Here is a 12,897-nt window from a genome sequence, read left to right on the forward strand (position 1 = left end):
AGGCTGTAATATCTCTTTTTTATTTTTGGTCTTTTTCTTCTTTTTTTAATTCCTTCGATTTAGAAGATCTTGTTGATACAGGGAAACCTCTCAAAAATAAAACGAACTCCTAAATAAAAAATCTTATGTACTATTAAATACATTTTAAATTTATGAGCCAGGTGGCAGAAGCTATTGTCTACATTTTATTCCTGATTTTCGCAGTATGGCTCGTAAAAGCATTTTTCAGTATAATGCCTGAGATTTTAAAGTTTCCATGAATTTTGTCGTAGCTGCTAAATAATGATAAAAAGGTAAGTGATAAAAAGGCAGTTATATTTTAAAAACAAACCGTCATGGTTTTTGGGACCCTCAAACTATTTTTCTGATTACTTTTTGTTTATTCACCCCAATCTTTCTTTGAATCTGATCCTGAATCCGGTCCCTGCCTCTTTTTCGAGTTCAATACTCCCATTTATCTGTTCTACCAGGGCGATTACAAGTTGAAGTCCAAGGGAGGAAGTATTCCTGAAATCAGTATTTTCCGACAGGCCAATTCCATCATCCGAAACGATCAGCGTAAACTGAGAAGTATCCTCATTTTCTGTTCGGTAGAGTTTGACCCGGATTTCCCCGTTTCTTCCCATGGGAAAAGCGTGTTTTAAGGAGTTGGAAACAAGTTCACTGACAATAATCCCGAGAGGGATTGCCGTGTCCATTTTGAGAGATACTTTCTCGAGGTCCAGCTTCAAGCGGATGTCCTCAGTCCCGATTTTATAGGATTTAAAAAGTTCGGTTGCCAGTTTTTTCAGGTAGGCTGCAAAATCAAGAGCTTCGGAGTCCCCCGTTTTGTAAAGTTCCTCATGGATAAGGGACATTGATATGACCCGGTTCTGGCTGTCCTGAAAAGCTTCTTTTACTTTTTCATCGATAAAGTTTTCAGCCTGGAGGCTGAGTAGAGATGATATCACCTGGAGGTTGTTTTTGATCCTGTGGTGGATCTCTTTTTTGCGGAGATTCTCGGTTTTTAAAAGGGCTTCCTCTGCTTTTTTGCGTTTGGTAATGTCAAGTAATACCCCTACAATCCCGATTACATTCCCGGCAACATCACTGTATGTGGCTTTATGGACAAGAAAATTCCCTACTTCACCGTCTTCTGCGCATCTTATCTGTACTTCATGAGGCAGACTTACTCCTTCTTTTAGCAGCATCCTGTCATTATATTCGGAGATCCGGGTCATTTCTTCCGAGAATTCTTTCTTAAACTCATACATGGAATGTCCTACTACCTTTTCTTTAGGGAGTCCCAGGATATGCATTGCAAACATCTCATTGCAGCCCTGATAAATGTAGTCCAGGTTCCTGTAAAAAATGGGAGCTGGTATCGCATTAAGAACTGTCTCCAGAAAATTAACGTTATTTTGAAGGGTTTTTTCCATCTGCTTGCGCCCTGCAATTTCCCGGGAAAGCTGCTCATTTGCCTTTGTAAGTTCGAAGGTCCTTTCTTTAATTAATTCTTCGAGCTTTTCCCTGTGCTGCCTTAGTTCCTCTTCTGCACTCCTGCGTTTGATTACTTCTGCAATTATAAATGCCACCGAATTAAGGAAATAGGTGTCTTCTCCCGTAAACCTCCTTTTTTTAGTACTGTGGGCTCCCAGCACTCCAAAGGGTTTTTCCCCATTTCCTATGACAACACTCATCCCGCTGACAACACCATGTTCTTTCAGAATTTGAGGGGCACTGAAACGATTTTCCTCCCTGAGGTTTTCTACGATAACAGGGATTTTTGAAAAAAGGGTGTATCCTGCAAGAGATTCCATTTTTCCCTCGATGATCGCTTTTCCCACACTTCCGGGTTTCCACCCTACTCCGGCTCTGAGAAAGAAATTTCCATCGGGTAAAAGTTCCAGGATTTTACAGTATTCGAGTTTTAGGGCACTGGCAACCAGCTTTACACTTTCTTCCATGAAGGTTTGAAGGCTTTCAGACGCAAGAGCTAGCTTCCCAAGTCTGTACAGAACATCATACTGTTCTCCCTTGATAAGGAGCTTTTCTTCCAGTTCTTTCTGGCCGCTTATATCAAATCCATAAACGTTTACATATTCTTCTGGCAAAGGGTGAAAAGTGATCAGGTATACTCTTTTTCCCACTTTTACTTCCATTTTCTCCGGGCTATTCAGAGAAATTACTCTCTGCACAAAATCTACGATACAGGAAGGCAGCTTTTCTCCAACTCCCACATTCCATTTTTGTAGCAGGGGTTCACCTGCTCTGTTTGAGTAAAGAACCGTCCCATCTTTATCCAGACGGAAAACAGGATTCGGATTTTTTGACGGAAATTGCTCCATTTTTTTCTCCTGTTCCTTTCGGGACCTCTTCCTCTTATAACCTTTAACAGATGGCAAAAGTTCTTGCAGCTATCGTTTGTTTTCTTATTCCTAGTGCGTTATATTATTCCGTTATAGTATACTTTTACTCTAATTAATTGTTTCCTCAGGGTATCCAATTCATGCTGTTTCCTCCACTGAGCACAAAAGTTATATAAGTAAACTACGTAAATATTCAATGCGAGTAATATATATTACGCGAAATATACTCACATCGACAAACTAAAAATATATAGATGCCTATGATGTATATATATTACTGGGACAATCTATTTATAGTTGCCAGACAACTATACTATGTCGATGAGAAACCAGAAACTCGACAAAAATATAAAAAAATCTTAACGAAAATAAAAACAGGTGATATAAAAATGGAAAAACTCAGGAACTTAATTATCAAGAACGTGGCAATATTCAATAATGCATTTCCAGACAGGTTTTGCCATAGCCCGGATGTAATCTCAGCGATCTCATACGACTATCAGTTCACTTACGGACAGGTAGAAAACGAGATCGAGAAGATGGTTCATGAAGGGGTTCTTGACGCAGAACTTTCCGATTGGGATGGAATAAAGCTCTTATAAGAACATAAATGCCTCTCGGAAATAAAGAGAAGAAAGGAAAGCACATACCAAAGCGTAACGAAACTCTGGATTAGATCAAGTATTTAACTACATATCAGGCATTTGACTGCCTTACTAAAATTTGATCACGTAAACCAGTATTTAAATCGGGTTAAGAAACATAATACAGCGAGAACTTCAGCCGAAGTTTCGCCAGTAGCTACTTCTTCCCTTTAAAAACCTTTTAATCGATAGGAATTTTCAGTCCTGTATGCTTCTTAGAAGCGGACACTGAGAATAATTAATCTTCTTTTGATAATACCTCTTTGCATGTTCCACAAGAAGGGCATGATATTCCTGATAGGTGGCCAGGTCTTTTGGCAAATTCTCCTCAAAAAATGCCTTGATTTCAGAATATTTTGCTTTCTCGTCAGCAAGGCCAAGATTACTTACAATTCTTCTGGTGTATGCATCAACCACAAATGAGGGCTGCTTAAAGGCGTACAGCAGGATTGAATCGGCAGTTTCAGGACCAACACCTTTTATTGAGAGCAGTTCTTCCCGCTCAGGCATTCTGCTTTTCAAATCCGTAAACCACTCTGCAAGGATTTTGAGACGGGCCGCTTTCTGGTTATAATAACCTGCAGGCTTTATGGCTTCTTTTAAGGTTTCCGGCTCAAGGGAGAGGACTGCTTCCGGAGAAAGGGAGTCCATTTGCTTGAGGTTAATGAGCGCTCTTTCAACCTGTTGCCAGCTCGTATTCTGCGTAAGCAGGGCTCCGCAGATAATCTCAAATTGCTGACTCTCTGTATGTGGATAAGTGTAGTCTCCTGGATGATACCCCCGGATAGACCCTGTTTTTGTGGGATTTGTCCCGCTGCTGTCGTGAAGTTCTGTTAGAGGCCACCAGCCCTGGGGACCGTATGAATCAAGGAGGAAGCCGTAGATCTTATGGATAACAGGTTCATTAAAGGTTCTTCTGGAATTGAGGTTCTGAACACTCTTCTTCATTTCAACACATCTATATAAGGGAATTCCATTTCAATCCTTCCATATCCAGATTTTTCATTTCAATTATTCCATATCCATATTTTTTATTTCAATCCTTCTGTATCTGGATTGTCAACCTTTACATAGTTGTTATTTTCTAAAAAAACAGCATCTGACTCAAACTCCTTAATCCTGATTTCTGACCCGTACAACCTTATTCGCTATACAGGGTCGTTTTTGTCCCGCTCAACGCAGGAGAGCGGCCTTTCCCGCAAATAAGAAGAAGGGAAAAAGCAAATAATAATCCATTTGGATTCGGTTAAGGAACAAAAAGTCAAAAAATGCTATTTTTTATGCAACATCTAAGCGGATTCTGTTGGAAAATCTTTATAAGTGGTATTCGAAGTTGTGCATAAAATTCGTTAACAGATGCCAAAAGAAAAATCACTAGTGCTTCGATTCCCAAATAAATCCATTATTTGGCGAGGGATTTGTTAATCACGAGATGGATTTTGAAGTTTAGGTTTATGGATGTAATCTGGAATCGAGACACTAGATTTTGGAACAGAGTCTAACAGATGCCAAAATAATAATAATCTAAGTCTGCTTTTTAATAAATTCTCCAGGTTCTTCTTTCTTACTCTTTCTTACTTCTACTTCTTACTTCTACTTCTTTCTTCTTTTTTTACAGGGCCGCCAGACAAGCTGGCAGGGGCGCTTTTCTGCCTCCCTTTTCACCTTTCTTCTGCCTCCCTTTTCACCTTTCTTCTGCCTCTCCATCCTTCCCCTGTTTGCCAGAATCCTGTACTCCTTACTCATACCTCAGTGCATCCACAGGTTTCAATTCGGATGCATTCTTTGCCGGCACAAGGCCTGCAATAAGCCCCACGACGATGGAGACAAGGGTTGCAACAAAGGTGCCTTTCAGGCTGAGGGCAAACTCGAAGGGAACATTCATTTTAATTGAAATCAGGAGCATGATCACCTGTACTGCGGCTGTGCCCAGAAGGATGCCTATTATTCCACCTACAAGACTGATCATTGCGGCGTTGCAGAGAAAAATCAGCATGATATCGCTATTCTTTGCTCCTATTGCTTTCATGATCCCGATTTCTTTTGTCTTCTCAAGAACAGAGGTAAACATTGTGTTAGCGATCCCTGTAGAGCCCACAAGGAGCGAAATGCCTGCAATGAACGCCAGGAACGCTGTAAGGCCGTTAATAAGCTTTTGAGTACTCTCAATTGTCTCTTTTATGGAGTTCACATAAAAGTCCTGAGTATCTTCGGTAACTTTCCTCGAGAGCCTCAATTTGCGTTCTATCTCCTGAAGGGCAGAATCATAATCTGCTCCCTTATAGAGCTTTATTTCTATGCTGCCATAGACGTCCCTTTCTCTTTCAGGCATATCCTCATCACTATACGGAAGGGAATATGCCTCTTGGTAAGGCATGTAAACGCTGCTCCCGAAAAGTCCCCCCATCCCCCCGAGAAGCCCTCCGTCCTTTGCCAGGATTCCAATTACCCGATAAGACCTGCCGTTAAGGAGGATCATCTGGTTGAGCCGGATTTCCCGATCGAAGGTCTCTTTTGCGAGTTCGTTTGAAATTACCACTACTGCCCTGTCTCCGGGTGCCAGCATCCTGCCTTCTCCCACCTTCTTTTTTGTGATTTCAGGCCAGGCCCCCGGGTCCACACCTTTAACCCCTACATAAGTCATCTCGCCTCCGGATTCCAATTCCGCCCCTTCTTCAACGTTGACGTTTATACACTCTATATCCGGAATGCTCCTGAGGACGAATACGTCCATCCTCGTGAGTTCTGCTTCTTTTACGGGTTCAAATTCCATAGGGCCGGACGTGCCATTTTCCGAGTCTTCTTCGGCTCCTGTGGTTATTCCATAACTCCCTTCCTGGTCTTCTCCCGTATCCTCTTCATACCCCATATCTTCTTCAGACGATATTTGAAAAGGAGTCGACGCCACTATTGTAATGGTATCGCCTCCAAACCCTTCCAGTGTTTCAGTAACCTGCTTCTGGAAATATTCCCCGGTCGTAACAATTGCCATTACCGAAGCAATGCCTATAATAACCCCTATAATGGTCAGCCAGCTCCTCAGTTTATTGGCTTTGACCATGTTCAGGGCAATTTTTAAAATCTTTGCCAGTTTCATGGAATCACAGATCCGGGTGTCGAATTTACTCGTCCGTCTTCTTTTCTTCCATCTGGTTTTCGCCTGTCCGGTTTTCTTCAGCATTCTTTATTTTCATATTCTTCTGATGCATTTTATAAACAAAAAAACCTACAGCACCGAGAAGGATAAGTAATACAAGTTTATATGAGAAACTCGATCTACTGCTTTCTTCTGGCAGTTTAGAGCCTACCGGAAGGGTAGAAGGAGAAGCATAAAGGGAGAATACATTTTCCTCAACCTGCCTCATCCCGTCACTGGAAGTATAACTGATTTCAAATTTTATGGGGAGATCCTGGCCAATGGTTCCGGGCTCCAGGTTGAAATCCGCAATTGTATAGTCCCCTTTTTGCAGGTTCCCGAGGATTGCCGAATTGCCGCCGTCCGTTACTGTCCAATTTTCCTGCAGAGGAACAGAAATCTTAACCGAGTTTGCACCATTGTTTCCTATATTGGAAACCGAAAACGTGTAAGCCCCCGTCGGGCTCCTTTCCATGAAAGCAATATCGAAATCCGTAGTACCTCCGATGTAGATTCCTGCTTTGCTTTTGATTGTCTTTCGCTTCTGGTTTTCTACAGTGCCTGCTTCCGTAATTGTCTGGAGCTCTTCGATATCGTCATATGTAAGAACCATGTCCAGTTTGTACAGGCCAGGCTTTGTGTTTACGTTGGTCAGGACCTCAAAGCTGACATTGGCAGTTTCTCCGACATCAATCAGGTTAATATGCTTGACATTGCTGGAACCTACTGGAAGGATCACGTCATTTGTGCATTCCCAGGAAAACATTGAATTTTTGAGGGGGGAATTCCCTACATTTTTTATGCCGAAAACAAGGCTGGTTTTCTCTCCGGGGATCAGCTTTTCTACACTGATATATTCGATTTCGGCGTTTGATTCGCTGTCAATGTCTATCGTGAGTTCCCTGTTAAGGGAGACTTTATTTTTGCTGCCTGTTGAGTAGAGGTATACTTTGAGGGGGTATTTGCCTTCATTTACGTCGTTTTCAATTCCGATTTCAAACTTGACGACCTTTCTGCGGTCGTCTTCGGAGCGTTTTCCCAGAGTGCCTATATTTTTTATAAGCCCTTCACCCGAAAGAGCCCTGAAAGGATAATCAGGCTCGATTTTTAGATAACAGTTCTCGATGTCATCATAACCGGTATTCTCGATCGAAATCCTTACCTCAAGCACATCCCCGGGATTTACAGGATCAGGGTCCTGGTTGAGCAGGTCAATATTTACGCCCTTATCAAGACTCCCGTTTGAATCGAGAATGCTTGCAGCAAGGGCAGGTCCGCTGCATAAAGACAGACTTAGCAGAATCACACAAATAAATATGGTAAATTGTCTAAAACCCATTTTTGGATACCTCAATTTACTTATTCTTTTACTAATTCCTGAATTTTGCCACCTTTTAATTCCAGAAAATTTTTATCAGAAACCCATTTTGAAAATTAACCTGAAATTTGTTTAGTTTTCTACTGAACCCCACTGAACCCTATTTTTCCCCTGAAGTTCACCTATACTACGGCTCAGGTTTCAGGACTGATCTGTTCTTCATTAGGCCCATCCCTGACCATTTCCCCGTCCTTGAGCTGAATGTGCCGGCTGGCATATCCTGCAAGGTGCATGTCATGGGTGACCATAACTACTGTTTTGCCTTTTTCCTTCCAGAGCCTGTAAAGAATTGAAATCACCTCATTTCCGGTGATACTGTCAAGAGCTCCTGTCGGCTCGTCAGCAAGAATTATTTCCGGGTCACATGCAAGGGCCCTTGCAATCGAAACTCTCTGCTGCTGGCCTCCCGAAAGCTGGGTGGGTTTGTTCTGCATCTTATCGGAAAGTCCTACAAGATCAAGCAATTCCTTTGCCCTTTTTTCCGCAGTATTATCATCAATTTCCTGGATTTCCAGAGGCAAGAGCACGTTTTCAAGAGCCGTCATTCCGGGAATCAGGTTGTATTGCTGGAAAACAAACCCGATTGTCCTGCCTCTAAGGGCTGCCAGGTCTGATTCCCGAAGCCTGGATATATCCCGGCCTTTCAGAAAAATATTGCCCTGTGAGGGGATGTCAAGACAGCCCACCAGGTTCATCATCGTGGACTTTCCACTTCCTGAGGGGCCGATTATAGCGGCAAATTCCCCTCTTCCAAGTTTCACGCTCACATTTTTCAAAGCATTGACCTGAACTTCGCCCATCTGATAGGTTTTCCAGACATTCTGAAAGGCGATCAGCGTATTTTCCATGTTTTCTCCTGAATCACTTACCTGGTAAATATAATTAAACACTTAAAAAGTTTATTTAATTTAATTTAATTTAATTTAATTTTGATTTTTCATGAATTGAATTCTCTTTTATTAAAAAAAGTTTAAAAATAAATTCTCTAGTGGAGCAATATCAGGTTGCGATATTTCCGTATGATTTCATGTTAAGTAATTATACTTCAACATGGGCTTCAAATGAACTTCTAAGAGTAAATTCAAACACAATAAACTACTTTTAATTAACCTTTTATGAGTCTTTCGAACTCGATCCTCAAACTGACTGCTTCCAAACTCTTTTCGAGTCCATTCCTCTACTCTGATCTTTGATTGTTTGAGACCCTGCACAGAAAATATAAATATGATAAAACTGAGGCAAGTTTTTGAAATAATTTCGTCCCTCATTCAAGATCCGAATCCTCAAAAATAAACAGTTCGTCAATCGTGGTGTCCAGTGATCTGGCTATCCGGTAGGCAAGTTTCAGAGAGGGATTATACTTTCCTTTTTCAAGGAAAACGATGGTTTCTCTCCGGACCCCTACTAGATTTGCAAGAGCCTCCTGGGTTAGATCGTGCCTTGCCCGAAGTTCTTTGATCCTTGTTTTCACTCTGTGATCCTCCGGATAGTCCTTAATCAACATCGCCCTTTTGCATGAAATGCCACCTGAAAACATTTGCGGAAATTACCATAAAGAAAAGAAGGATCCCCAGAACTGCTTCAGCAGTAAGTTCGGCAAGCTTGAAGAATTCAACCCAGTAGAGTACCGTAATCAGCACAAGCGTCAGGAGCCAGGAATAAGTAATTCCGTATGCTGCGAGTTTCTTTGTCCTTTCGTCCCTGTCAGGAAGATCCCTACGTCTAAAGAGCCTGAAGGCTGTCATAACAAAGATAATTAGTCCCATGCTGATCAGAATGATTGAAACTGATGCCTCAATTTCAAGAAAAGCTGCTGAAAGCATCCCTGAAAGCATAATGATTATTCCAAGGACCAGTTTGTACCTGTATATTTTTTCCATACTTTTTGTCCTCCTTTTTATGTATATTTTTTCTATGCTTTTGTCACCGATTACCAAAAGTGTGTTAGTTATTTATAACATATTATTCGATATTTGCAATATTAAGTTAGATATTACTCACATTTTTTATTATTTCAAGTTTTTGCTTGATGTGAATGTTTAAGTTAGAACTCCACCACGTTATGAGACTTATATATAACAAAATGTGCTCTCAATATAACTAAAACCGTCAGGATAACAAAACTCATCGAGAAATAAAACTCATCGAGAAATAAAACTCATCGAGAAATAAAACTCATCGAGAAATAAAACTCATCGGGAAATAAAACTCATCAGAATAACAAAAACGTCTGGATTTCTGCCCGGGACAGGTTTTCCCCTGATAGGTTTCAGGATAAAATGAAGAGGCAACTTCCGGAAAAAATAGGGAAAAAACATTTCAGCGTTTTCCCGATAAAATGAAAAAGGTTTGACACTTCAAGGATGCTTGATAAATGTGCCTTTCCTGTATTCTTCAAAAGCTGTTTTCAATTCTTCCTGCGTGTTCATGACAATCGGCCCATACCAGGCTACAGGCTCTCCAATGGGTTTTCCCGATACCAGAAGGAACCTTACACCTCTTTCTCCTGCAGTCACCTCGATCGAATCTCCATCCCCATAGAGGACCAGGGTCTCCTTATCTATCACACAGTCCTCTGCCGGATCAAGATATCTTTCTCCTTCAACCTCAAAGGCGCATGGGTCTTTTTCCCTGTCGAAATTTCCGCTGCCGTCTATCACGTACGCAAAGACAGTATAGCCTGGAATTGTTATGTGGGAAAACGTCTCCCCTACAGGCAGTGTCACATCAAGGTATTCCGGGTCGGTTACTATTTCCTGGACAGGTCCTTCAATCCCGTTTAATTCCCCACAAATAATCCTTACCTTCATCCCTTTTTCCATGAAAAGCTCAGGTACTTGGTTGCTTTTGATCTCCCGGTAGCGCGGATTCATCATTTTGTGCGAAGCCGGAAGGTTTGCCCAGAGTTGAAAACCCCACAGAGTCCCATTTTCATCCCCCTGTGGCATTTCCTGATGGATAATCCCATTTCCCGCAGTCATCCACTGCAATTCTCCAGGTCGGATAACCCCTTTATTTCCCATGCTGTCCTCATGCCTTACTTCCCCCTGCAGGACATAAGTGATAGTCTCAATCCCTCTATGCGGGTGCCAGGGAAATCCCATAATGTAATCCTCCGGTTTCTCCGAATGAAAATCATCAAGCAGCAAAAAAGGGTCAAGCTCAGGCACATGCTGGAATCCAAAAGCCCTCCTCAGGTGTACTCCTGCCCCCTCAATGGTTGGCATGCTCTTCCTTACTTTCTTTATTCTTCTTAAATTAGCCATTATAATAATCACCCCTCCAAAAACAATATATCAAATTTCGTATAAAAACAAAAATATCTAAGCCCTTTTGAGCGAAACTCAGCTAAAACCCATAATTTTTAATAACGCGTAAGCTCCTCAGAATTATCTCAACTCTTATAACCTCCCCCATGCTGATACCCTATGTAAATATTGAAGTCGAAGTATTTGGTTTTGTTGGAAAAATATGGTTTTCAGGCTGATGTGGTTCTCAGGCTGATATGGTTTTCAGGCTGATATGGTTTTCAGGCTGTTATCTTGCAGAAAAAAGATTTGGCAGAATTTTGAAAAGATCTATTTAATTAAAGAGTTCTATCTTATGAATTAGAGGAGAATATGAGTTCGGGGTATATAGGAAATCTGATCACCGGAACGATAAAGGAATGGATGGAAGACGACGCACAGACTTACAGTGCTGCGCTGGCATTTTATTTTGTGTTAAGCCTCCCTGCTCTTCTGTTATTTTCGGTATCTGTAGGAAGTCTTTTTTTACGGTCAAGACGGCTTCAGGATTATATAATCGATTATGTGCAGGGCTCCGTTGATAAGAGTGTGATTGATATGATAAGTGCGCTTTTCGAACATACTCCGGAAGTTAATTTCCTTTCAATAGGTGCATTTGCCGGCTTTGTTCTCCTTCTCTGGAGTGCAAGCAATGTTTTCAGGCAGTTTAAGAATTTCCTTGAGAAAGCCTGGGATCTCGAGCCTGTTGAGTCCAATACTATTAAAGATGTTATAAAGAATGCAATTGTGTCCTTTTTCATAGTCATAGTTTTTGGAGGGCTCCTTGTGCTCAGCATAATTGTCAAAGGAGTCCTTTATGCAGCTTCAAAACTGTTCCAGAATTTTTTCCCTTTTTCGCCTTCTATCGCTCAATATGCTGGTTCTACAGCCAGTTTCCTGATCCTCATCCTGTTTTTCATGCTTATATTCCGGGTACTGCCTGATATAAAGCTTGATCTGAAGTCTGCTTTTGTAGGATCGCTAGTAACAGTAATTCTGGTAACCATAGGCAAGTATGCCCTTGGGCTTTATTTCACATACAGCAATCTTGCAAGCGTTTACGGGGCAATTGGGTCGATTGTAGGGTTATTTCTTCTGATTTATTACTCTTCAATTATGATTACAATTGGTGTGGAGTTCACGAAAGTATATTCTGAATCATAAAGTGTGAGCTTCTGTAAAGAAGAATCCAAGATTCTTTAATTTTTTTTCCTTTTTTATTTATTTTCCTTTCTATTTTCCCGAAAAGGTAGCAGATGTGCTACGCCTTGATCGTTAGACATTCCCTGAACTCCTGGTTATGGAGTCTTGAACTTCTCCGGACTGCTTTTGTACTTTTGCAGTAATCAGGGAACATAACTTTCAGTTTTCTCTCCCTGCACCGCACGGGGCTGAAGCCTGCCTGCCTGTCAGGTAAAATCAACAGGGTAAACGTTAATGATTGCGATTATAAAAGATCAAATAACATGGGAAAAATACCCCCCAGGCTGAGATAATACTTCCCTTAATCCAGGAGACCGTTTTTTAATCTAAACTTTATAGGATACCTCCGCCAGCTTGTCTGGCGGCTCTGCAAAATAGAAAACAGAAAACAGAAGAAAAAGAGATAAAAAAGAGACGAAAAAAGAGTATTTTCAGATAGAATTATATTTCGCTCCGTTTGGTATACTGCAGGTTTTTAGGTTGTTTTCCCTTGTTGTTTTTTTGTTGATCTCTTAAGGCTTCTCCTGTCATTTCTAATTGTTAGTTTTTTACAGTGGCCTCAGTAGTTTTCACTTCCAGGCTCTTATTCTCTCTTCTTTTTTTATCTGAAAGCCGCTCTCCTGCGTCGAGCGTGACAAAGTAGTCCTCTTGAGCGCATCTCAGCTAAAACCCATCAAGTAGTCCTCTTGAGCGCAGCGAAAAGGACCTCGTGCTCCCGAAGCGAAACTCGGGTGAAAAGGACCTCGTGCTCCCGAAGCGAAACTCGGGTGAAAAGGACCTTGTGCTGTTGCACTTGCAGTGCAACTCCCAGAAAATCTCCGATTTCCTGTGATCCCGAAGCGAAAGTCGGGTGAGTAAAAAAGCAACTTCTTGACCTATTTTAAAGTTTATACAATATATC

The 12,897-nt window shown here is 41.4% G+C and carries 11 protein-coding genes; 2 read left to right on the top strand and 9 right to left on the bottom strand.

Features of this window, described 5'->3' with window-relative positions; translation table 11 throughout:
* Positions 1 to 383: 383 nt before the first annotated feature.
* A complete protein-coding gene (locus PHF18_RS02630; RefSeq protein WP_300097932.1) occupies positions 384 to 2,327 on the bottom strand; it encodes a histidine kinase dimerization/phosphoacceptor domain -containing protein in 1,944 nt (647 codons plus the stop codon).
* Between the two features lie 410 nt (positions 2,328 to 2,737).
* On the opposite strand from PHF18_RS02630, the gene PHF18_RS02635 reads away from it, so the two are divergent.
* The gene (locus PHF18_RS02635; protein WP_300097933.1) at positions 2,738 to 2,950 is read left to right on the top strand and encodes a hypothetical protein; all 213 of its coding nucleotides are present in this window, start codon (positions 2,738 to 2,740) and stop codon (positions 2,948 to 2,950) included.
* 240 nt (positions 2,951 to 3,190) lie between these two features.
* On the opposite strand, the gene PHF18_RS02640 is transcribed toward PHF18_RS02635, so the two are convergent.
* The 8 genes from PHF18_RS02640 to PHF18_RS02675 form a co-directional block, all read right to left on the bottom strand.
* Positions 3,191 to 3,940 (bottom strand): endonuclease III domain-containing protein, encoded by a 750-nt coding sequence (locus tag PHF18_RS02640; RefSeq protein WP_300097937.1) that lies wholly within the window; start codon positions 3,938 to 3,940, stop codon positions 3,191 to 3,193.
* Positions 3,941 to 4,585: 645 nt separating this feature from the next.
* A complete protein-coding gene (locus tag PHF18_RS02645; RefSeq protein WP_300097939.1) occupies positions 4,586 to 4,738 on the bottom strand; it encodes a hypothetical protein in 153 nt (50 codons plus the stop codon).
* On the bottom strand, positions 4,731 to 6,173 hold the full coding sequence (locus PHF18_RS02650; RefSeq protein ID WP_300097941.1) for an ABC transporter permease: 1,443 nt from the start codon (positions 6,171 to 6,173) through the stop codon (positions 4,731 to 4,733). Before PHF18_RS02650 ends, PHF18_RS02645 begins: the two co-directional genes overlap by 8 nt.
* Positions 6,115 to 7,434, bottom strand: coding sequence for a COG1361 S-layer family protein (locus PHF18_RS02655; RefSeq protein WP_300097944.1), 1,320 nt, complete (start codon positions 7,432 to 7,434; stop codon positions 6,115 to 6,117). Before PHF18_RS02655 ends, PHF18_RS02650 begins: the two co-directional genes overlap by 59 nt.
* Positions 7,435 to 7,640: 206 nt before the next feature.
* Positions 7,641 to 8,354 (bottom strand): ABC transporter ATP-binding protein, encoded by a 714-nt coding sequence (locus PHF18_RS02660; RefSeq protein WP_300097946.1) that lies wholly within the window; start codon positions 8,352 to 8,354, stop codon positions 7,641 to 7,643.
* Positions 8,355 to 8,770: 416 nt separating this feature from the next.
* Positions 8,771 to 8,977, bottom strand: coding sequence for a helix-turn-helix transcriptional regulator (locus PHF18_RS02665; protein ID WP_300097949.1), 207 nt, complete (start codon positions 8,975 to 8,977; stop codon positions 8,771 to 8,773).
* Between the two features lie 22 nt (positions 8,978 to 8,999).
* A complete protein-coding gene (locus tag PHF18_RS02670) occupies positions 9,000 to 9,386 on the bottom strand; it encodes a hypothetical protein (RefSeq protein ID WP_300097951.1) in 387 nt (128 codons plus the stop codon).
* A gap of 477 nt (positions 9,387 to 9,863) precedes the next feature.
* Complete coding sequence (locus tag PHF18_RS02675; protein WP_300097954.1) at positions 9,864 to 10,772, bottom strand: pirin family protein; 909 nt, start codon at positions 10,770 to 10,772, stop codon at positions 9,864 to 9,866.
* Positions 10,773 to 11,126: 354 nt separating this feature from the next.
* Between PHF18_RS02675 and PHF18_RS02680 the strand changes: the two genes are divergently transcribed.
* The gene (locus PHF18_RS02680; RefSeq protein ID WP_300097956.1) at positions 11,127 to 11,957 is read left to right on the top strand and encodes a YihY/virulence factor BrkB family protein; all 831 of its coding nucleotides are present in this window, start codon (positions 11,127 to 11,129) and stop codon (positions 11,955 to 11,957) included.
* Positions 11,958 to 12,897: the final 940 nt, after the last annotated feature.

It is taken from the genome of Methanosarcina sp., assembly GCF_028693135.1.
Classification (GTDB): domain Archaea; phylum Halobacteriota; class Methanosarcinia; order Methanosarcinales; family Methanosarcinaceae; genus Methanosarcina.